Raw genomic sequence first — 20,173 nt, forward strand, 5'->3', positions numbered from 1 at the left:
ACACGCCCGCCGCCGGCGCGCACGTACATCAGACACGACAAGAGGAGACAGCAGTGCCGGAGCCGTCGGTTTCGCGACGCTCGATGAGGATGTGTGAGGAAGCGTGGCTTCACGGTGTCGCGCTGATCAGGCAGGGGGACCGGACGGCGGCGGCCCATGCCTTCCAGGCGGCCGTCTCACACAATCCGCTCGCAGCCGATGCCTGGCTGGGACTCCACTCGACGGCTCGGCTCCAGGACGAGGCCTTGGAGGCCATGACCCGGTACCAGGGCTCCTTCGGAGCCTTGCGCGCGCAGTTCCAGACCCGGTTGGCGTCCCAGTTCCAAATCGGTGGCTACGTACGCTTCCGTCTGGAGTGGCCGCGCGACCTGTGGCTCGCGTCGGCGGCCAAGCTGCTCGACGACGGCCGGCTCGACGAGGCGTGGCGCATGCTGTCGTCCGCGACGCTCGACTGTGACGAGACCCGGTTCGTCTGTACGCGGTATGCCTTCCTGAAGAAGGACTGGCCACTCGTCCTGACCTTCGCCGAGGGAATAGGCGATCGGTTCCTGCGCGACGAGTCGCAGCTCTACGTCGCCTCCGCGCTGGTCGTGCAGGGAGTCTTCCACGAGGCCCTCAACGTACTCAGACCGCTGCCGCAGGCTCTGGGAAGCGAGACCGGGTTCCTCGGCGAGGTCGCCTACCTGCGTGGGCGTGCTCACGAGGGGCTCGGCGACGCCGTGGAAGGGCTGAAGCAGTTCCAGGCCGCCTACCGCTACAGCCCACGCCTCGCCGACGTGGCCCAGCGGGCGAAGGTGGTCCCGGCGCCGACGCCCGTTTCCGTACCGGCTCAGGCGGTCCCCGACTCCCGGGTGGGGCCCGCGCCTTCCGCGAGTACGGCGGGCGAGACCGCGCTCACCGACGAGTCCCGAGGGGCGCTCCTGGACGAGGCGATGGCCGAGCTCGACGCCATGGTGGGCCTGGGCCCGGTGAAGCGTCAGGTGCGCACCATGTCGGCGCAGCTGCGGATGGCGGCCGTCCGCCGCAGTCAGGGGCTGGCGGCTTCCGCGGCGCCTCAGCACTTCGTCTTCGCGGGGCCGCCGGGCACCGGCAAGACGACAGTCGCCCGGATCGTCGGAAAGATCTTCGCCGGACTCGGGTTGCTGGAACGCGGACACGTCGTGGAGGCGCAGCGCGTCGATCTGGTGGGACAGCACCTCGGAGAGACCGCGATCAAGACCAGCAAGGCCGTCGACGGCGCCATCGACGGGGTCCTCTTCATCGACGAGGCGTACGCGCTGTCCAACTCCGGCTACTCGGGGGGTGACGCCTTCGGCCAGGAAGCCCTCCAGGTCCTCCTCAAGCGGGCCGAGGACGACCGGCACCGCCTGGTCGTCGTGCTCGCGGGGTACTCCGACGAGATCGCGGAGCTGCTGGCCACCAACCCGGGACTCGCGTCCCGGTTCACCACCCGCGTGGACTTCCCCGCCTACTCCCCGGACGAACTCGTGCTCATCGCCCACTCCTTCCTCGCCGCGCAGGGCGATGTCCTCACGGAGGAAGCCGAGGCCGCGCTGCGAGCCTCGTGCGAACTCGCCGTCGGCGACGGGCTGATCGACACGCTGGGCAACGGCCGTTTCGCACGTGAGCTCTCGCGGAAGGTCGCCGCCGTACGGGACCTGCGCGTCTACGACCTCCACGGCAACTCCGGGGTGCCGTCGCAGGACGAGATCACCACGCTGCACGCGGCCGACGTCACGGACGCGTACCAGCAGCTGACGGAGGGCGTTTCGCCGACGGTGTGAGCGGTGTCAGAGGCGGCTGCGACACTGGCGCGATGAAGAACGATGGTGAGCTCGACGACCGTGTGGACCCGCAGGACCTGCTGCTGCGGACGGACTGGAACGCCGTGGAGCACTGCTGCCCGGACGTGGCGCCGGCGACGCCCGTGATCCTTCGGGAGCTGCTGGACGAGGACCCGCGCGTTCAGGGCTCCGCCTTCCGGGATCTGGCGGAAGCCCTCACCCGCGGGAACGTCTTCTACACCGCCACCGCTCCCGCGGCCCGGTACGTCGCCGCGATCCTGGGGGACCCCAGAACCCTGGCGCCGGTCACCGACCGCAGCACGCACGAGGAGTACGACCTCGGTCCGCAGACCCCGTTCCCGCTGCGCGTCGGCCTCCTGGCCTGGCTGGGCGACACGGCCGTGGAGGCGATCGGCCAGCAGGATCGGCCCCTCGGGGACGAGGAGGACCTCGACGCGTTCCTCGACCTCGCCCCGGAGCTGTGCGAGGCCGTGCGCCCGTTCCTCGCCGCCGGCTCGCCCGAGGTCCGCGAGGCCGCCCTCGGCGCGCTCCTGCCCCTGCTCCGCCTGCCCGCGCTCGCCGACCGGGCCCCCGCCTTTCGCGACCAGGTCCGCGCCGCGGCCCTCGGCGACGGCCCCCACCGCTTCCGGGCCGTCGACACCCTCTTCGCCTGGGGCGAGGACGTCGCACCCCTGCTCTGACGCTCTGAGGCCCGCGATTGGCGCTTTCTCCAAGTCGCCGCCTTCGCGGGTGAGTTGTTCGCCCCTACTTCTCGAAGGTGCGCTCGACGGGCACGCAGGAGCAGTTACGATCACGGCATGGTGACAGCTTGGTCGGGTTCCGGTGGCCGGTCGGCCTGCCCGCCCTCGGGCGGTTCCGACGACACTCGATGCATTGCGGGTTTTGTCCACAAGATGGCGATATGTTCGGAGCCCATCAGGTTCTGATCCCTCGGACACCCCGCGATCGCGCGCAGACGAGAACGGCTGACGACACTTCCACGACACGCCCACCGGGCTCCGGAAGGTGACTGTTGCACGGAGGAACTGTGCCTCGCCCACACCCCGCGCGCCTCGCCCCACGGCACTCGTCCTGGCTGCGCACCGTGCTCGCCTGCCTGCTGAGCGGGCTGCTCTTCGCGGCGGTCCACTGCTCCTCGTACCTCTCCGGCGACGACCACAGGCATCTCTCGCTCGTCGCGTCGGTCTCCGAGGACGCCCCGCGGCACTCGCCGGGCGAGTCCCACGCTCCTGAGCGGCCCCAGCACGATCACGGCGCCTCCTGCTCCCTCCCGGCCTTGCCCTTCCTGGCCGGGGGAGCCCTGCAGCGCCCGGCCGACCCGGCGAACGTCCTGCTCCCCGCCCTCCTCTCCGAGCGGCCGGTCGCAGGCGCGCCGCACGTGCCTCCCGACGCGGGAGGAACCCGCATAGCCCGAACGGGCCGCAGCACGCTCACCAGCGTCTGCCGGTGGCGCATCTAGGCCACTCGTCACGCAGTCGTGCCCACCGGCTGCCGCATGCCCACCACCGGGTCGGCTCTCCGCCTCCCGTGCGCGTCGGCATGCCACGTGAACGAGTACTCGACGCGTATCACCGAGCGAAAGCGCAGTCATGCATTCCTCTGCCACCGACACGTCATCACCCATCCGCTCCACCCTGTCCGGGCTCGTCGGCAACACGCCGCTGCTGCGGATCTCCGAGCCCCTCGCGCCGGCCGGCCGCGGCTTCTGGGCCAAGCTGGAAGGCTTCAATCCCGGGGGCATCAAGGACCGCCCCGGCCTGCACATGGTCGAACGTGCCCGCGCCCGCGGCGACCTCAAGCCGGGCGGCCGCATCATCGAGTCCACCAGTGGAACCCTCGGGCTCGGCCTCGCCCTCGCGGGCATGGTCCACGGCCATCCCGTCACCCTGGTCACCGACCCGGGCCTGGAAGCCTCCATGACCCGGCTCCTCGCCGCCTACGGAGCCCAGGTCAACGTCGTCTCCGAGCCCCACCCGACCGGCGGCTGGCAGCAGGCCCGCCGCGACCGCGTCACCCAGCTGCTGACGCAGCACCCGGACAGCTGGTGCCCCGACCAGTACAACAACCCGGACAACACCACCGCCTACACGCCGCTCGCCCTCGAACTCGCCACCGAGCTGGGGCACATCGACGTCCTCGTGTGCAGCGTGGGCACCGGTGGACACTCCGCGGGCATCTCCCGCGTACTGCGGCAGCTGTATCCCGACCTGACGCTGGTGGGCGTGGACACCATCGGCTCGACGATCTTCGGGCAGCCCGCCCGGCCCCGGCTGATGCGCGGCCTGGGATCGAGCATCTACCCGCGGAACGTGGCGTACGAGAACTTCGGCGAGGTCCACTGGGTCTCCCCGGCGGAGGCGGTCTGGACCTGCCGTCAGCTGGCCGGGTCGCACTACGCCAGCGGCGGATGGAGCGTCGGCGCCGTCGCGCTGGTCGCGGGCTGGAAGGCCCGCACGCTGCCCGGGGGGACCCGGATCGCGGCCGTCTTCCCGGATGGCCCCCAGCGCTACCTCGGCACCGTCTACGACGACGACTACTGCGCCGCGCACGGCCTGCTCGACGCCCCGCCGGCCCCCGAACCGGACCTCATCGGCAGCCTGGACGAGAAGGAGGTCACCCGCTGGACGCGCTGCGCGACGGTGGTCGACCCGCTCACCCTCGGCGGCGAGACGGCCCGGGACGGCTCCGGGGAGCAGGCGTGATGAAGGGGACCCTCGCGCAGGTCCGTTCGTACGAGCGCAGCGTGCAGCTGCTGATGGTGAACCAGTTCACCATCAATCTGGGCTTCTACATGCTGATGCCCTATCTGGCCACGTACCTGGCGGGCCCGCTGGGGCTGACCGGCTGGCTGGTCGGACTGATCCTCGGCGTACGCAACTTCAGCCAGCAGGGGATGTTCCTGATCGGCGGAACCCTGGCCGACCGCCTCGGCTACAAGCCCTTGATCATCGCCGGGCTGGTGCTGCGTACGGCCGGCTTCGCGACACTGGGCCTCGTGGATTCCGTACCCGCCCTGCTCGCGGCATCCGCGGCGACGGGGCTGGCCGGAGCCCTGTTCAACCCCGCCACCCGTGCCTACCTGGCTGCCGACGCGGGGGAGCGCAGGGTGGAGGCGTTCGCACTGTTCAACGTCTTCTACCAGGCGGGAATCCTCCTCGGGCCGCTCGTGGGGATGGTGTTGACGGGGGTGGACTTCAGCGTCACCTGCCTGGTGGCGGCGGGCATCTTCGCCCTGCTCGGCCTCGTGCAGATCCGGGCCCTGCCCGCCCGCCGGGGGGACGCCAGGAAGGCTGCCGGGGACGGCGGACGCGAGGGCGTACTCACCCAGTGGCGCGGGATCTTCGCCAACCGCCCGTTCCTCCTCTTCTCCGTGGCCATGATCGGGTCGTACGTCATGTCCTTCCAGGTCTACCTCGCCCTCCCCCTGGAGGTCCGGCGCCTGAGCGGGGAGGGGCGCTTCGGCACGGCCGCGGTGGCGCTCCTGTTCGCCGTCTCCGGGCTGAGCACGATCCTCTTCCAGACGAAGGTGACCGCCTGGTGCAAGGCCAGGAGGGAACCGGGCCGCGCCCTGACCTGGGGTCTGCTGACGATGGCGGCGGCGTTCGTACCGCTGCTCCTGGCCTCGGCCGTGCCGGTGCCGGGCGGCGGAGCGGGGCTGTGGCTGCTGGCCGCAGTACCGCCCGCGCTGTCGGCCCTGTTGCTGGCGCTCGGCACGATGATCGCGTACCCGTTCGAGATGGACACGATCGTCCGCCTGGCCGGCGACCGGCTCGTGGCCACGCACTACGGCCTGTACAACACCATCTGCGGAGTCGGTATCACGCTCGGCAACCTGCTCACCGGAGTGGTACTGGACGCGGCGCGCGACGCCGGAATGTCCGCGCTGCCCTGGCTGGCGCTCCTCGCGCTCGGCCTCGCCTGCACCACCGCGCTGTACGGGCTGCACCGCAGCGGCCGCCTGGCTCCCGTGGCGGCCGGGGGGCGCGCAGAGCCGGCGAGCGTCTGACCCGCACGGCGGGGACCGAGGGGCGGGTGCGCATGCCGCCCCTCGGTCGCCGCCCGCTCCTCGGGGCCGCCCGTCGTCACCGATGGGTCAGGCGGCCGGCGGCTGCCGAGGGGCGCCGAGCTCGCCGACCCCGACCGCACCCGTGCCCTCCTGGCCGAGGCCGGCTTCGAGGACGCCCGCGCGCAGGGCGTGGAAGCGGCCGGGAACTGGGGGAGGAGCGCCGAAGACGCGGCCGCCTTCCTCCTCGACTCCGGCCCCGGCCGCCACCTGCTGAGCCAGGTCGGGCCCGACGTACGGGAGGATGCCCGCCGGACGCTGACCGACACGCTGTGCCCGTTCGGGAAGGAGGGCGCGGTGTGGCTGCGCAGCAGCTCTTGGCTGGTCACCGCCGCCCGCGGCGTCAGCTGACCCGCTGGGCCAGCACCTGCCCCGGCCAGGCCTGGGACAGGAACCGGTCGGTGGGGGTGAAACCGTTGCGCTCGTAGAACGCGACCAGTTCGCCCCCGCCGCCCGCCCAGCAGTCGACCCGCAGCAGTGCCACCCCGGCCCGCCGGGTCTCCTCGACGGCACGGGCCAGCAGCGCCGCTCCGATGCCCAGACCGGCGTGCCGTCGGTCGGAGACCAGCAGCCGCACGTACCGCTCGGGTTCCCCGGCCGGCGCGATCGGCATCTGCGGGCTGGGCCCGGAGTCCAACACCAGGGTTCCGACGGGTGTTCCGTCCAACTCCGCGATGTACGGGTCATGCTCGGTCGCGTACCGCTCGACCCGAGCCACACGTGCGGGGTTCTGCGAAAACGGTGTCGTGCCCCACTGCTCGGTGTTGCCGCGGCTGTTCATCCAGACCACCGCCGAGTCGAGCATGCCCAGAATGGCCGGTACGTCGGCCGGGCCGCCCGGTCTGATCCGTATGCCATGCGTGGTGTCGTTCATGCTGGAAGCTTAGGCACCGCCGCCGCCGGGCCGGTTCAGGGTCAGCAGTTGTCCCCGACCGCGTCCATCTTGGAACCGAAGCGGGCCCCGTAGTTGCTGGCGTAGTCACCCTTCCTGACCGTGTGGCATTCCTTGCCGTGCGCCCAGTCGATGAAGGCGCCGCTCCTGTTGGCCCGGAACGAATACACGTGGTCGACGAACCTGCTGGGCAGGTCCACGTAACCGCCTCGCCAGACGTAGACGTCCCCGGTCCCGTCCTGGAACCTCCACAGGCAGATCGCGTTGCTCGGACACGCCGGCAGTGCCTGGGCCGGCGTGGAGGTGCCGAGCGTGGTCAGGACCACCGCCCCGGAAACCAGCAAAGCGCGTAAGTGACGTGTGCTCATCCGTTCCTCCTCGCCGCGTCCCTTCTCTCATCGTCCTCGCCGGGGCCGGGAAATGTGGGACAACCCCGAATCAGGCGGGAGTGAACACGTCTTCGGGCGTGTCGTCGAGGATGAACCCGTTGTCGAAGCGGACCCGGACCGTTGCGCGGCGCCCCTGCTCCTGGTAGGCGATCCACTCGGGCTCCAGGGAGCCGACCTTCTCTTCGAGCTGCCTCCTGCTCTCCGTGGGCATCTCGTGGCCGAAGGCGTCGAGGAGCGACTTGAGACGCTCGTACTCGCGGACCTCCTGGCTCTGATGGTCGTGCTCGACCACGCGCTCGACGGTGCCCTCGGTGCCCGCTGCCAGGGACAGGGATCCGGCGACGGTTCCCGTCGACGTCGAGGAGTCCTCCGTCATCGCGGCCCAATCGGTGAGCCGGGTGTCCGCCGCCAGCTTGACCCGCTGGCCTTCTTTCAGGGTCATGGTTCTTCATCTCTCGGATCGGTCCAGGGTGGTGCCATTATCCGCGGGGCGCCGCCGACGACGTCGGCCGACCCCGCGGGCCCGCTCGGGCGATCATGAACGAAGCCGGCTGGCGGCCGACACCACGGGGGGTTCTGCAGATGGACGGCGTCGAGATCGACGAGAGCTTGGTGCGGTTCCTGCTGCGCGAACAGCATCCGGACCTCGCGGGAGGCGACCTGCGTCCGGTGGCCGCGGGCTGGGACAATCAGCTGTGGCGTCTGGGGGAGGAGATGGCCGTACGCCTGCCGCGCACGCAACGCGCCCCGTCCCTCCTGCTCAAGGAGCGCCGGTGGCTGCCGGTCCTCGCCCCGCGGCTTTCGCTCCCGGTGCCGGTTCCCGTGCGGGCCGGTGAACCGTGCGCCCGCTTCACGAAGCCGTGGACCGTCGCGGCATGGGTTCCCGGCGAGCCGGCTGACCGCTCGCCTGTCCGCCGTGGCGAGCACGCGGCCGACACCCTGGCGGGCTTTCTCGGAGCCCTTCACCGGCCCGCGCCCATCGAGGCGCCGGCCAGTTCGAACCGGGGCGTTCCCCTCAAGGGGCTCGCCTCCGAGTTCGACCGGAAGCTCCAGGCCGCCGTCTCCGGGAGCGTTGCCACCGAGGTTCGAGGCATCTGGGACGAGGCCGTCGCCGCTCCCCGTTGGCAGGGGCCGCCGCTGTGGCTGCACGGCGATCTCCATCCCGCGAACGTCGTGGTCACGGGCGCGACGCTGACCGGCGTGATCGACTTCGGGGAACTCTGCGCCGGGGATCCGGCGGCGGACCTCGCGGCCGCGTGGTTGCTCCTTCCGGAAGGCGCGCCTTCACGGTTCCTCGACGCGTACGCAGACGCGTGCGGACACGTGGACGAGGCCCTGATCCTTCGGGCGCGGGGGTGGGCGGTCCTGCGCAGCCTTTCCCTCATCGACATCGGCCGGGCCGGGGAACGAGGTCTCCCCGGCGGCCAGCCGACATGGGGCCCCGCGGGCCGGGCGGCTCTCGATCGGGTCCTGGCGTTCGTCGCGTAACCCGTGATCTCGTGTGGCACCGATCCGAAAGGTGTGGGCGCAGGCCCCGCCATCCGGCTCCCCCAACCGGGCGGGGCAGCGAACCCGTCCGGCATGGCGCCAGGGCCTGCCGCGCCGCACGGCGGATGCTGATGCCTCCGACCCTGGAGGAGAGGCCCGTGAACGAGTCCAGCCCTCGGGGAACCCCAAAGTCGGCATCCACCGGAACAGGTGCAGGAACCGCCGACCAGGCCGGGGTCATCGGCATCGGACTCGCCGCTGTGCTGACGTTCGCACTCGCCCAGGGTTCCTGGCAGTGGTTCGCCACATTCATCGGTATGACGCTCTTCGCGGTGATCTTTGCCTTTCAGGGACGGAGGACGTGGACCCCCGGCTTCCGGTCGGCGTACATGCGTGGTCTTGTCGCGTACGCGATGGTCGTCGGCCTGTGCTTGGCGATCGCCCTGGCCCCCATGATGCAGCGCTGGGATTGGCTGTTCCCGATGCCGGGCACTCGTAGCGGGTGCGGCGGGCTGGGCAGGTACGAGGCCATCCGGACGAAGGCCGCGGTGGCGGACCTGGCCGGCGGCGACGGCGCTGCTGTGGCGTACGCCCAAGAGACCCAGAGCCGCAAGGCCGTTGCCGAATGCCTGGCGGCCACGACGACCCTGTGGCTGCCGGTGTACGGATTCGGGGCAGCCGTGCTGGTCGGTGCGGGCGCGTGGTCCCGCGACCGGAGCAGGGCGAGGAACGGTTCCGGGTCGCAGACCTCCGCGCCGGGGCCGGTGTACGCGGGGACGCGGCGGACCGGCACGGAGTAGCTGCCGGGACCTGGTGCGGGCGCGCGCGACCGGCGGCCGGACAGATCAGGAATCGAGAAGCGCCGGTCCCCGGACCCAACTACCGTGACAGCCATGGACATCACCATTCACACGACCTCCCTCCCGCACGACGACCCGGACGCCTCCGTGGCGTTCTACCGCGACATCCTCGGCTTCGAGGTCCGCAGCGACGTCGGACAGGGCAAGATGCGCTGGGTCACGGTCGGCCCCGTCGACCAACCCGGCACGTCCATCCTCCTGGCACCGCCGGCCGCCGACCCCGGGGTCACCGAGGACGAGCGCCGGACCATCGTCGAGATGATGGCCAAGGGCACCTTCGGCTGGATCCTGCTGGCGACCCGGGACCTCGACGCCACGTTCGAGAAGGTCCAGGCCGCCGACGCCGAGGTCGTCCAGGAGCCGACCGATCAGCCGTACGGCGTGCGTGACTGCGCCTTCCGCGATCCCGCGGGCAACCTGATCCGCATCCAAGAGCTTCGCTGAGCCGTTCGGCTACCGGTCCGCCCTCGGTGGCCGGCGCCCACCTCGCCGCCGGCCGCTCGGGCATCGGCACCCGGCTGCTCCTCGAACATCGAAGAAAGGAGTTCTTCCATGTGCCATCCCGCGTGGGGGCGCGCGCTCACCGCCGCGCAGCACCTGAGCGACCTGACGCGACTGCGGCGCGTCCGCGACCGGATCGACCGGGAGTACGCGCGGCCGCTGAACGTCGAAGCGCTCGCCCTCGGCGCGAACATGCCGGCCGGGCACCTCAGCCGGCAGTTCCGGCTCGCCTACGGCGAGTCCCCGTACTCCTATCTCATGACACGCCGCATCGAGCGTGCGACGGCGCTGCTGCGCCGCGGTGACCTCGGTGTCACCGAGGTCTGCTCCGCGGTCGGCTGCCCGTCCATGGGCATCTTCGGCACCCGCTTCACCGAGCGGGTCGGCGTCCCGCCCAGCACCTACCGGCGCCTCGCGGCGGCGGCTGCGGGGACGCCGCCGTGCGTGCCGGAAGAGCCGACCGGACAGGTCAGGAATCGAGAAGCGTCGGCGACCGAGCCGCAACCAGCGTGACGGACATGCCTTCCGGTCACGTCGCGCAAGAGAGAGGAAACCTGCCATGAAGGTCACGCAGACGTCCGCCAAGAGCACCAGCACCAGCGCGGTCGACAAGGAGCACGACGGATTCACGGACGAGGAACGCGGCGCGATGAAGGAGCGTGCGCAGGAGCTGAGGACGGCCGCGCGCCGCGGCCCGCGCGCGGCCAAGCCGGACACGGAGAGCGAGGTGCTCGCGAAGATCGCCGAGATGCCGGAGGCGGACCGCGTCCTCGCCGAGCGGATCCACCGCATAGTCAAGGCCAGTGCGCCGGACCTCTCGCCGAAGCTCTGGTACGGGATGCCCGCGTACGCCAGGAACGGCAAGGTGGTCTGCTTCTTCCAGAGCGCGCAGAAGTTCAAGGCGAGGTACGCCACGCTCGGCTTCAGCGACCTCGCGGATCTCGATGACGGCGCCATGTGGCCGACCAGCTACGCCCTGACGAAGCTGACCGCCGCGGACGAGGCACGCATCGGCGAGCTCATCGGGCTAGCCGCGGGCTGAGGCCGGTCCGTGTAGCCCGCCGGTCCGGTCCCACGTCCCCTCGCAGGGCGGGGTCGTGGGTGCTCCCGAGGGCACCAGCGCGCGTTCGTCGGCCGTGAACGCCCGGCCCACCGCCGAGCACAACGCCTTCACCATTTCCTCCGGCCGCAGGTCCAGGTCCTGGTACCAGCCGTCTCCGGCGATGCCGAGCTGTGTTCCGCCGCACAGGCACGCCCCATGACGCGAACTTGCTTGATAGCAAACAAAATTGATTATGAATCAGGGTCACGAGCGGCAAGTGCGGCGAAGGGATGGCGCGCCGCCCGGGTGGGCAGCGAGGATCATCCCCATGGGTCGGGGAAGGAACTGGGGCATCGGTACGGGAGTGGTCTGCTGCGTGGCCGCCGCGGTCTGGCTGGGCACGATGGCGGTGCGGGACGGCTGGGGCGAGGCGGACCCGGTCGCCAGTGTCCTGGGAGCCACCGCGGGGATCGCCGCCCTCATCGTGACGTTGCGTACGTCCGGTGCCGGCGCCGGCACCGGCAGCACCTCAGAGGCGGGGCTCCCCCTGTCCACGGCGCCGCCGGTGCCGGACTGGGTGGTGGACAGGGCCGAAGCGAGGGAGGTCGTCGCGGCCGTGTGCCGTGGGCGGGGCGGCTCGGCGGTGGGCATCACCACCGGCCTGCACGGAGCCGGCGGCTTCGGGAAGACCACGCTGGCCAACGTGGTGTGCGCGGATCCGAAGGTCCGCCGCCATTTCCGCGACCACGTCTACGTCGTCACCATCGGCCGCGACGTGCGCGGACGGGCGGCGATCGCGGCGAAGGTGGCCGAGGTGACCCGGTACCTCACAGGTGACGCGCGCGAGACCGGCCAGGACCCCGACCTGGCAGGGCAGCACCTCGGGGGCCTCCTCGCACGGCGGCCCCGCATGCTGCTGGTCCTGGACGACGTCTGGGAGGCCGAGCAACTGGCGCCGTTCCTGCAAGGTGCCCACCGCACCTGCGTCAGGCTGGTCACCACGCGGAACCCGGGTGTGCTGCCCCCGGGATCGACGCCGGTCACGGTCGACCGGATGTCGTCGCATCAAGCGCTCGCCGTCCTGACGCACGGCCTCGATCTGCCCGAGGCGATCTCACGCGCCCTGGTCGACGCCACGGGCCGGTGGGCGCTGCTCCTGCGCATGGCCAATCAGCGCCTTGCCGCCCAGGCCGCCACCGGCGCCGACGCCGCCGCGGCCGCCTACCAGCTCCTCAACCGGCTGCGCGCCCAGGGACCGACCGGCGCGGACGACCCCGACGTCCCGCTGGACCTGAACGACCCCAAGCGGCGCAACGCCGCCGTGCGGGCGAGCATCCAGGCCGCCACCACGCTGCTGCCGCCGGACGGCGCCCGCCGCTTCGCCGAGCTGGGCATCTTCGCCGAGGACGACGCCATCCCCGTACCGCTGGTACTGCGGCTCTGGGAGGCCACCGGGAATCTGGAAGAGGCGCGGGCGCGAGACCTGTGCAAGCAGATGGCGGACTTGTCCCTGCTCACCCTCGACACCACCGTGACCGACGGCGTCGTGAGCGTCCACGACGTCGTCCGGGACTATCTGCGCGCCGAGCTGGCGGGCGAACTGGCCGCGGTGAACGGTGTGTTCGTCGATTCCCTGGCCCCGCAGCTTCCGTACGCCTCCTCCTCCTCCTCCTCGGCAATCGCGACGCCTGTGGTCAGGGCATGGTGGCGGACCGAGAGCCGGTACCTGCACGACCACCTCGTCGAGCACTTCATGGACGCCGATCGCAGAGACCTGGCAGAGGCGCTGGCCGGCGACCTGCGCTGGATACGGGCGCACCTGGAGCGGCTGGGTCCCAACGCCGCCATCCGCGACCTCGACCGCGTCCGGACCCCTGCCACGCGCACCATGGCGCGGGACCTGGCCCGCGCGGCCCACCTCCTCACGCCGACCGACCCGCCCGACGCCCTCGACGCGGTGCTCCGCAGCCGTCTCGGGCCGCTCCCTCACTGGCGCACCCGCCACGTCCCCCTCACCGGCTCCCTTCCCACGCTGGTCAACATGTGGGCGCCGCCCGACCTGCCCGATCCCCTGCTGATGCGCAGCCACGTCGACACGACCCACGACGCGACCGCTCTGGCCGTCAACTCCCATGGCACGTGGCTGGCCAGCGCCGGCCGGGACGGCGCCGTGCGCATCCGGAGCGTCAGCACCGGAGCGGACGTCCGGACGCTGGGAGGAGCCCACAGCGGCCCCCTGGCCGCCCTGACGATCAGCCCGACGGACACGTGGCTGGCTACCGCCGGTGTAGACGGAACCGTACGCGTGTGGGACACGGCGTCCGGGGCCCAGGTACACACGCTCGCGGGCGACACCAGCTGGGTGACGGAACTCGTCGCCGACCCGAACGCCGCATGGCTCGCCACCGTCAACCGTGACGGCACCACGCGACTGTGGGACACCGCCTCCTGGCGCCCGCTGCGTACCCTCGCCCTGCCGAGCGGCACACCGGCGACCTGGTCCCCGTACGCCGTACGGGCGGTCGGCGCGACCTCTGACGGCGCACGGCTCACCACGATCGACTCGGCGGGTGTCGTGCGGACCTGGAACACCGCCGACGGGACCCTGGCCGCCACGGTGACATGCGGTGCGGGCCCCGTGCGCGCCGCATGCGTCAGCCCGGACGGCGGGTGGCTCGCCATCGCCGACGGCGACGGCACCGTGAGTCTGCGCGCCATGGACTCGGGCGCCGAACTCCGGAGGCTGACTGCCCACCCGCGCACCGTCGACGCGTTGTCCGTCAGCCCGGACGGCGCGTGGCTGGCCACGAGTGGCAGTGAGGGCACGGTGCGGCTGTGGGACGCCGCGAACGGAGCCGAACTCCGCACCCTGACTGGAATCGACCACGTGCGGAGCATCGTCATCAGTCCCGATCGCACGTGGCTGGCCTCCATCACGCGGGACGGCGCGGTACGCACCTGGGATACGTCCTCCGGTACGGAGCCGACCGGCGGATCACGCCAGGCCGTCGCCGTCCGTACCCTCGCGATCAGCCCGGACGGCACCTGGCTGGCGACGACCGGCACGGACGGGCTGGTCCGCACGTGGAGCCCGGCGACAGGTGAGGAGACGGGAACGCTGACCGGTCATCGAGGCATCCTCGACGCGGTGGCGATCAGCCCGGACGGCACCACGATCGCGACGAGTGCGAGAGACGGATCCGTCCGGCTCTTCGACCGCATCACCGGAGGGGAGTCGATGTCGAGCCGGCGAGGCGGTGTACGAGCGCTGGCCGTCATGACGGACAACGAGACGGTCATCACGCTCAACCGGGACGGCTCGGCAGGATGCCGACGGCTGTCGATGGCCTACGAAATCGCACAGCACACCGGCGAGGCCAACGACGTGGCCGTCAGCTCCGACGGGGCCTGGTTCGCGATCGCCAGTTCGAGCGGCGCGATCGAGGTGTGGGCCGGGGCCACCTGGTGGAGGGAGGACCACCACAAGCTCCACGACGCTTCCGGAGCGGTCACCGGCGTGGCCATCAGCCCCGACGGCACCTGGCTGGCGGCTTCCTACGCGTACGGGACGGTCCACATCTGGGACGTCCGCAACCGGATACGGATCCGGACACTGAGCGGCCACACCGGCCCGGTGAACGCGGTGGCCATCAGCCCCGACGGCACCAGGATCGCCACCGTCGGCGCGGACATGACGGTGCGGATCTGGGACCCCGGCCAGGAGGCGGCGTTGACGCTCATGCGCACCCGCAGCCGGCTCCACACCCTCGCGTTCGGTCCCGACGGCCGGTCGCTCTACGTCGGTGGTGACCACGGGCTGTTCGGATATGTCCTGCAGTCGGCCACCACCCCACGTCCGATGTCCGGACCGCGCCGAGTGCAGGGCGCCTGAGCGCTGCGGAATCGGCCGGTCCGGGGCGGCGCCCTGCCGTGGCCGGCAGGGTCTGCACCGCCCCGTTCAGTCCACGAGCACGCCCGGATTGAGGATGCCCCGCGGATCGAGCGCCCCCTTCGCGGCCCGCAGCGCGAGGGCGAAGGGCTCGGGGCGCTGGCGGTCGTAGCCAGGACGGTGGTCCCGGCCGACGGCGTGGTGGTGGGTGATGGTGGCCCGGTGGCGGTGCAGGACCTCGCTCGCGACGGCCTTGAGGTCGTCCCAGAGGGCGACCTCGTCACCGGCGCGGCCCGCGGCGAGGACGGTGAAGTACGGGGCCGCGCCGTCCGGATACACGTGCGTCAGGCGACAGTTGACGGTCGCGGGATGTCCGGTGGCCTTGAGGGCCGCCTCGCCCACCTCGGTACGCACCGCGTCGATCAGCCCGGGGATCCGGTCCCAGGTGGCCGCCGTCTCGAAGGTCTCCGCGACGGCGCCCATCCTGGCCAGGCCGTCACGGAGGTACGGCATCCGCAGGAAGGCCGAGCGCCAGGCGCTCACGGCCGCGTCGCCGGCCGGGGCCCCGCCGGAGGTCCCGTCCGGGCCGGTGGTCGCGTCGTACCGGCCGCCGTACGAGCGGGCCAGGCCGACGGCCTGTTCGAGCCGGGCGGCCACCGGTTCGTCCGCCGACTCGAACCCCAGGACCAGCACGGCGCAGCCGTCCCGCGCAGCGCCCGACAGCGCGGCCTCACCGGCGTCCAGCAGACGGCAGTTGGCGGGGGAGAGGCCGGACTGCGCGATGGCGCGCACCGCCCGGAGCGCGTCGTGGAAGTTCGCGAAGGCGACTGCGGCGGACGCCTTGTGGCGGGGGCGTAGCTGCAGGCGGACCCATGCCTCGGTGATGACGCCGAGGGCCCCCTCGGAGCCCAGGAACAGGCGGTCGGGGGAGGGGCCCGCCCCCGAGGCGGGCAGTCGCCAGGAGCTGCTCGTACCGGCCGGGGTGACGACGCGCAGCGACTGCACGAAGTCGTCGATGTGCGTGCGGCCGGTGGCGTAGTGGCCGCCGGCGCGGGTGGCGAGCCAGCCGCCCAGGGTGGAGAACTCGAAGCTCTGCGGGAAGTGCCGCAGGGTGAGGCCGTGGGGCCGCAGCTGGTCCTCCAGGCTCGGCCCGAGGGTGCCGGCCTGGATGCGCGCGGCCCGGCCCTCGGTGTCGACCTCCAGGACGCGGCCCATGGCGGTCAGGTCGAGGGACATCACCGCCCGGTGGGCGTCGCCGCGGTACTCCACGCCCCCGGTGACCGAGGAACCCCCTCCGTACGGGACGACGGCGACCTGCCGGTCACCGGCCCAGTCCAGCAGGTCGCTCACGCCCCGTTCGTCCGTCGGGCGGGCGACGAGATCGGGGATGCGGCCGGGTCGCCCGCGCAGGGCGCGCACCACGTCGCGGTACGCCTTTCCCATGGCGTGGGCGGCGCGGTCCCCGGGATCGGCGGTGACCAGGTGGTCGAGGCTCCGCGGGGGTTCGACGGCGGGGCTCCCAATGCCCAGGTCGCGGACGCGTGGCACGGGGAGCGGGTGGCCGAGCGTGCCGGGGAGCAGGGCGCCCATCGCGGCGCATTCGTCGTCGTCGGGATGTGCGTCCGTCCAACCCCAGCCCCACCAGGAGCGGGTGCGGGACGTCGGCTGCGGGGTGGTGCCGGCCATGGGTGCGCTCCAGAGGTCAAATAATTTACCTAGTGGTAAATTACCTACTGATAATATGCGCTCATGGCAACCCCTTCTTCGAAAGCCGGCACCAAGGGAGTCCCGAAGCACCACCGTCGGCAGCAGATGCTGGACGCCGCCACGGAGGAGTTCGGCATCCGTGGCTATGCGGCCGCGTCGCTTCCCGCGATCGCCGCGCGCGTGGGCGTCACCAAGACGCTGCTGCACCAGTACTGCGGCACCAAGGAGGAGCTGTACATCGCCTGCCTGGTCCCTGTCGGGGACCGGCTCCTGGACGCGATCCGTACCGCGATGAGCCCGGACGGGACGGGGCCGCACACGCCGCTGCGCGTACTCCGCGGCATCTTCACCGCCCTGGAGGGGCAGCGGGAGGCGTGGTTCGTGCTGTACGACACCACCCTGCCGCCCGGCGGGGACGCCGCGCGCCGGGCGGCGGAGTACTGGTCGGCCATCGACCGGCTCGCCGCCGGGGGCACCGCCGAACTGCTGCGCGCGGCCGGATCCGCCGACCCGCTGGACGCCGACGCGCTCAAGTACGTCTGGCGGGACCTGGTCGCCACCCTCGTCCGCTGGTGGGTCAAGCACCCGGAGCAGACCCCGGAGGCCATGACGCAGCGCTGCGCCCGCCTCTTCGCGGCCGCCGCCACCCTCACCTCGGACAGTCGCTTCGGCTGAAGCCGGGCTCCTCGCCGGCCCCCCGGCAAACGGCCCCGCGGTCGCGAGCGCTCCGCGTGGAACCGGGTCATCATGGCCGGAGACCGGCGGGGCTTTCGTGCGGCCGCCGGACCTGCACGTGGCGGCACGTCCGAGCCGGAAGGTGAGTCGTACGCATGGACGAATCACGCAGAGCCTGGTGCATGGTCGGCGGTGTCGTCGCCGTCATCCTCCTGGACCTCTTGGTCATCATCCTGATGAACACCGTCTGGTGATCACCGCGAGACGGTGACCCGCCTCTACGGCTGAGGCCGTCTTCGGCTCACACCCCGCTCGGCCTCCCGCGCCGCGCGGCGAGGTGTCCCCGGTGGCCGACGGGTCCGCCCCCGCCCAGGACCGGTGCCGCACCTGCCCGCCGTAACGTGGCCGTGACGAGCTGCCCCGTGCCGTGCGCCGTGCGCCGTGCCTCGGGCGCCGGGCCCTGCGCCGTAGGAGCCGTGGCCCGAGCTGCGTCGCGGCCTGCGCTCATCACTGACTCTCTGTCAACTCTCTTTCGATCGAAGGCTGTTCATGGGCACCCGTGCCAGGAAGAAGGGGTGCCCGGACCCTTGCTGTGCCGCCCCGGTTCGCGAATGATGCTTCCGGCGTGTCGGCCGACGGTGGTCGTGGTCCGTCCCGCCACCTGATTCCGACCGGCCCGGGAGGCCTGTTTTGCGGACGAACCGTCACATCCGGAGATCCATCGTGGTCGCCGGCGCCACCCTCGCGCTGGTCGTCGGCGTTACCCAAGTGGCCTTCGCGGCGCCACCGCCGGCCCTGCCCGCCCAGGCCGAAGCGATCGAGATGACCTTCCAGCCGGCCTACGACTACGACACCGACGGCTGCTACCCGACACCCGCCATAGGCTCGAACGGTGTCCTGAACGGCGGGCTCAAACCCACCGGCGCCCTCAACGGCAGCTGCCGGGACGCCTCGGACCTCGACAACACCAACGGCTACTCCCGCTGGACCTGCAACAACGGCTGGTGCGCCGTGATGTACGCGCTGTACTTCGAGAAGGACCAGGCCCTCCCGGGCAGCAGCCTCGGAGGCCACCGCCACGACTGGGAACACGTGGTGGTGTGGATCCAGGGCAACGAAGCCAAGTACGTCTCGACCTCCGCCCACGGCGACTTCAACATCCACACGCGCGACCAGATCCGCTGGGACGGCACCCACCCCAAGATCGTCTACCACAAGGACGGCATCAGCACGCACTGCTTCCGCGCGGCGAACACCAACGACGAACCGCCCGAGAACCACCGCCGCACCTGGCAGTTCCCCGCGCTCGTCGGGTGGTCGGGCTACCCGGCGACACTGCGGGACAAGCTCAGCGCGGCCGATTTCGGCAGCGCGCACTTCGGCCTGAAGGACGGCGCCTTCGCGTCCCACCTGGCGGAGGCCAAGCCCGCGGGCATCGCCTTCGACCCGTACCTGTAGACGGACGGCCACCGGCTGCCGGTGTGGGCGGCCGGCGGCTCACGTCACCGTGCCGGCGGTTCGTGCCCTCCTGCGCGCGCCGTGCTCCCGGCGCTCGCGCCGCTCCCGTCCTCCGCGAGGAATTCCGCCACGGCCATCGCGAAGAGGAGCACCAGTGCGATGACGAGGATGACCAGGCCCGTCGGGTAGCTCCACAGGACGAAGGTCAGCACGGCCGCGGCGACCAGGACCCAGGTGATCCAGCCGCGGTGGCGCTGGACGAACGGGCCGACCGGGCCGGTGCGCATGCCCGCCCGGTCCGCCGTGGAGCGGACGGCGCTGATGCCCGAGTGCCACACCTGTCGTACGAGCGTGGCCCAGCGGCCGGGGCCGCTCAGCCAGGCGGCCAGCGCGATCACCACGCCGAGCACCACGGTCATCCGGACCGTCGTACGCAGGTAGCGCGTCAACGCGTCGTAGACGCTCTCCGCCGCGGGCTGCGAGACGCTGTCCGGCAGCCCGTTCAGGTACATCACGCGGAAGACGGTCAGGCCCACGCCGAGCATGAGCGTGGCGAAGGCGAAGGCCAGTGCGGCCGTCACGAGAACGCGGCGGCGGTGTCGGGAGAGGAGCACGCCGGCGGCGACCAGCAGCACCGAGAGCACCGGCAGCCAGGTGCCGGCGAGCTGCAGGAGGCGGAAGTAGGTCTTGACCTTGCCGATGTCGTCCGACCGCAGGACCGTGAAATCGGTGTGCACCTCGGGGATCTTCGAGGCCACCGTCATGCCTTCGTCGACGAGACGCTGCTTGACCTGATCGACGACCGGGCCGAGGTCGACGGTCACCGAGTCGTTCTTGATCTTCACCGCGGCGTCGCCGCTGCCCGTGAGGGCCTTCACCACCGCGGTGTGGATGCGACGGTTGGCGTCCGTCCAGATCCGCGCGAAGGTGTCGGAGGCGATGACGTCCTGCGCCTTGTCGTGGACGAAGCTGCGGACCGCGCTCTCGAGCGAGTTGCCGAGCTTGCCGAGTGCCTTCTCCAGAAGCGGCCGGTCGGTGGGCGCCACGCCTTCCAGCAGCGCCGGGATATCGATGTGCTCCATCACCGCGTTGGTGACCCGGTTGGCCGCTGCCGCCTGGATGTCCGGGTCGGAGGCGAGCGGGGCGACCGTCTGCACGTACCGGTTCGTGTCGCCGATCTCGCTCGACGCCCATGCCGCGACGGCCGCGAGCGGGGCGAGGACACAGCCGATGATGATGAGCACGGCGGCGAAGAAGGACTTCCACCGGTGATGGGGCTCCCGGGCCGCCTTCGCCGCCTCCAGTGCCGCCACCCGGGAGCGCAGGTGTTCGAGTTCAGCGCGCTCGGGGTCCGCGCCAGGGCGTCCCGTTGCACCTTCGTCCGTCATGGCGCGTCCTTTCCCG

At 71.7% G+C, this 20,173-nt stretch carries 19 protein-coding genes; 14 read left to right on the forward strand and 5 right to left on the reverse strand.

The features are described 5' to 3' along the window. Positions 1 to 89: 89 nt before the first annotated feature. From OG429_RS36445 to OG429_RS36470, 6 genes are all read left to right on the forward strand, one after another. Complete coding sequence (locus OG429_RS36445; protein ID WP_328929528.1) at positions 90 to 1,784, forward strand: AAA family ATPase; 1,695 nt, start codon at positions 90 to 92, stop codon at positions 1,782 to 1,784. A 32-nt stretch (positions 1,785 to 1,816) separates the two neighbouring features. After that, the gene (locus OG429_RS36450) at positions 1,817 to 2,485 is read left to right on the forward strand and encodes a hypothetical protein (protein WP_328929529.1); all 669 of its coding nucleotides are present in this window, start codon (positions 1,817 to 1,819) and stop codon (positions 2,483 to 2,485) included. 347 nt (positions 2,486 to 2,832) lie between these two features. Then, complete coding sequence (locus OG429_RS36455) at positions 2,833 to 3,264, forward strand: hypothetical protein (RefSeq protein WP_328929530.1); 432 nt, start codon at positions 2,833 to 2,835, stop codon at positions 3,262 to 3,264. A 130-nt stretch (positions 3,265 to 3,394) separates the two neighbouring features. Next, entirely contained in the window at positions 3,395 to 4,507 is a 1,113-nt protein-coding gene (locus tag OG429_RS36460) for a PLP-dependent cysteine synthase family protein (protein WP_328929531.1), read from the forward strand. After that, entirely contained in the window at positions 4,507 to 5,811 is a 1,305-nt protein-coding gene (locus OG429_RS36465; protein ID WP_328929532.1) for an MFS transporter, read from the forward strand. The genes OG429_RS36460 and OG429_RS36465 overlap by 1 nt, the downstream gene beginning before the upstream one ends. A 189-nt stretch (positions 5,812 to 6,000) precedes the next feature. Continuing rightward, positions 6,001 to 6,219 carry a hypothetical protein gene (locus OG429_RS36470; RefSeq protein WP_328929533.1) on the forward strand — a complete coding sequence of 73 codons (219 nt, stop codon included), beginning with the start codon at positions 6,001 to 6,003 and terminating at the stop codon, positions 6,217 to 6,219. Here the strand turns inward: OG429_RS36470 and OG429_RS36475 are convergent. The 3 genes from OG429_RS36475 to OG429_RS36485 all read right to left on the reverse strand — a co-directional run bounded on the left by OG429_RS36475 (position 6,212) and on the right by OG429_RS36485 (position 7,591). Then, positions 6,212 to 6,742 (reverse strand): GNAT family N-acetyltransferase, encoded by a 531-nt coding sequence (locus tag OG429_RS36475; RefSeq protein ID WP_328929534.1) that lies wholly within the window; start codon positions 6,740 to 6,742, stop codon positions 6,212 to 6,214. The genes OG429_RS36470 and OG429_RS36475 overlap by 8 nt on opposite strands. Before the next feature lie 41 nt (positions 6,743 to 6,783). Next, positions 6,784 to 7,128: a peptidase inhibitor family I36 protein gene (locus OG429_RS36480; RefSeq protein WP_328929535.1), complete on the reverse strand. Its 345-nt coding sequence runs from the start codon at positions 7,126 to 7,128 to the stop codon at positions 6,784 to 6,786. Positions 7,129 to 7,198: 70 nt separating this feature from the next. Beyond that, positions 7,199 to 7,591, reverse strand: coding sequence for a hypothetical protein (locus OG429_RS36485; RefSeq protein ID WP_328929536.1), 393 nt, complete (start codon positions 7,589 to 7,591; stop codon positions 7,199 to 7,201). Between the two features lie 140 nt (positions 7,592 to 7,731). Between OG429_RS36485 and OG429_RS36490 the strand changes: the two genes are divergently transcribed. The 6 genes from OG429_RS36490 (at position 7,732) to OG429_RS36515 (ending at position 14,932) form a co-directional block, all read left to right on the forward strand. Further along, on the forward strand, positions 7,732 to 8,637 hold the full coding sequence (locus OG429_RS36490) for a phosphotransferase (protein ID WP_328929537.1): 906 nt from the start codon (positions 7,732 to 7,734) through the stop codon (positions 8,635 to 8,637). Positions 8,638 to 8,795: 158 nt separating this feature from the next. Continuing rightward, positions 8,796 to 9,437 carry a hypothetical protein gene (locus OG429_RS36495; protein ID WP_328929538.1) on the forward strand — a complete coding sequence of 214 codons (642 nt, stop codon included), beginning with the start codon at positions 8,796 to 8,798 and terminating at the stop codon, positions 9,435 to 9,437. 93 nt (positions 9,438 to 9,530) lie between these two features. Then, entirely contained in the window at positions 9,531 to 9,941 is a 411-nt protein-coding gene (locus tag OG429_RS36500) for a VOC family protein (RefSeq protein ID WP_328929539.1), read from the forward strand. Positions 9,942 to 10,049: 108 nt separating this feature from the next. After that, the gene (locus OG429_RS36505; RefSeq protein WP_328929540.1) at positions 10,050 to 10,511 is read left to right on the forward strand and encodes a helix-turn-helix transcriptional regulator; all 462 of its coding nucleotides are present in this window, start codon (positions 10,050 to 10,052) and stop codon (positions 10,509 to 10,511) included. A 46-nt stretch (positions 10,512 to 10,557) separates the two neighbouring features. Next, a complete protein-coding gene (locus tag OG429_RS36510; RefSeq protein WP_328929541.1) occupies positions 10,558 to 11,040 on the forward strand; it encodes an iron chaperone in 483 nt (160 codons plus the stop codon). Between the two features lie 328 nt (positions 11,041 to 11,368). After that, positions 11,369 to 14,932 (forward strand): NB-ARC domain-containing protein, encoded by a 3,564-nt coding sequence (locus OG429_RS36515; RefSeq protein WP_328929542.1) that lies wholly within the window; start codon positions 11,369 to 11,371, stop codon positions 14,930 to 14,932. Between the two features lie 66 nt (positions 14,933 to 14,998). On the opposite strand, the gene OG429_RS36520 is transcribed toward OG429_RS36515, so the two are convergent. Further along, on the reverse strand, positions 14,999 to 16,615 hold the full coding sequence (locus OG429_RS36520; protein WP_328929543.1) for an FAD-binding oxidoreductase: 1,617 nt from the start codon (positions 16,613 to 16,615) through the stop codon (positions 14,999 to 15,001). 63 nt (positions 16,616 to 16,678) lie between these two features. On the opposite strand from OG429_RS36520, the gene OG429_RS36525 reads away from it, so the two are divergent. Beyond that, positions 16,679 to 17,311, forward strand: coding sequence for a TetR/AcrR family transcriptional regulator (locus OG429_RS36525; RefSeq protein ID WP_328929544.1), 633 nt, complete (start codon positions 16,679 to 16,681; stop codon positions 17,309 to 17,311). A 690-nt stretch (positions 17,312 to 18,001) separates the two neighbouring features. Then, a complete protein-coding gene (locus tag OG429_RS36530) occupies positions 18,002 to 18,769 on the forward strand; it encodes an NPP1 family protein (protein WP_328929545.1) in 768 nt (255 codons plus the stop codon). 44 nt (positions 18,770 to 18,813) lie between these two features. Here the strand turns inward: OG429_RS36530 and OG429_RS36535 are convergent, their stop codons facing one another. Beyond that, the gene (locus OG429_RS36535) at positions 18,814 to 20,157 is read right to left on the reverse strand and encodes a hypothetical protein (protein WP_328929546.1); all 1,344 of its coding nucleotides are present in this window, start codon (positions 20,155 to 20,157) and stop codon (positions 18,814 to 18,816) included. Between the last annotated feature and the right edge of the window lie 16 nt (positions 20,158 to 20,173).

The organism is Streptomyces sp. NBC_00190, from assembly GCF_036203305.1.
In the GTDB taxonomy this organism is placed as follows: Bacteria; Actinomycetota; Actinomycetes; order Streptomycetales; family Streptomycetaceae; genus Streptomyces.

What these genes read in the sequence shown, in the direction of transcription:
- OG429_RS36445 (WP_328929528.1), top strand. Translation starts at nt 90, where the DNA reads ATGTGTGAGGAAGCGTGGCTTCACGGTGTCGCGCTGATCAGGCAGGGG.
- OG429_RS36450 (WP_328929529.1), top strand. Translation starts at nt 1,817, where the DNA reads ATGAAGAACGATGGTGAGCTCGACGACCGTGTGGACCCGCAGGACCTG.
- OG429_RS36460 (WP_328929531.1), top strand. Translation starts at nt 3,395, where the DNA reads ATGCATTCCTCTGCCACCGACACGTCATCACCCATCCGCTCCACCCTG.
- OG429_RS36465 (WP_328929532.1), top strand. Translation starts at nt 4,507, where the DNA reads ATGAAGGGGACCCTCGCGCAGGTCCGTTCGTACGAGCGCAGCGTGCAG.
- OG429_RS36475 (WP_328929534.1), bottom strand. Translation starts at nt 6,742, where the DNA reads ATGAACGACACCACGCATGGCATACGGATCAGACCGGGCGGCCCGGCC.
- OG429_RS36480 (WP_328929535.1), bottom strand. Translation starts at nt 7,128, where the DNA reads ATGAGCACACGTCACTTACGCGCTTTGCTGGTTTCCGGGGCGGTGGTC.
- OG429_RS36485 (WP_328929536.1), bottom strand. Translation starts at nt 7,591, where the DNA reads ATGACCCTGAAAGAAGGCCAGCGGGTCAAGCTGGCGGCGGACACCCGG.
- OG429_RS36490 (WP_328929537.1), top strand. Translation starts at nt 7,732, where the DNA reads ATGGACGGCGTCGAGATCGACGAGAGCTTGGTGCGGTTCCTGCTGCGC.
- OG429_RS36500 (WP_328929539.1), top strand. Translation starts at nt 9,531, where the DNA reads ATGGACATCACCATTCACACGACCTCCCTCCCGCACGACGACCCGGAC.
- OG429_RS36505 (WP_328929540.1), top strand. Translation starts at nt 10,050, where the DNA reads ATGTGCCATCCCGCGTGGGGGCGCGCGCTCACCGCCGCGCAGCACCTG.
- OG429_RS36510 (WP_328929541.1), top strand. Translation starts at nt 10,558, where the DNA reads ATGAAGGTCACGCAGACGTCCGCCAAGAGCACCAGCACCAGCGCGGTC.
- OG429_RS36515 (WP_328929542.1), top strand. Translation starts at nt 11,369, where the DNA reads ATGGGTCGGGGAAGGAACTGGGGCATCGGTACGGGAGTGGTCTGCTGC.
- OG429_RS36520 (WP_328929543.1), bottom strand. Translation starts at nt 16,615, where the DNA reads ATGGCCGGCACCACCCCGCAGCCGACGTCCCGCACCCGCTCCTGGTGG.
- OG429_RS36525 (WP_328929544.1), top strand. Translation starts at nt 16,679, where the DNA reads ATGGCAACCCCTTCTTCGAAAGCCGGCACCAAGGGAGTCCCGAAGCAC.
- OG429_RS36535 (WP_328929546.1), bottom strand. Translation starts at nt 20,157, where the DNA reads ATGACGGACGAAGGTGCAACGGGACGCCCTGGCGCGGACCCCGAGCGC.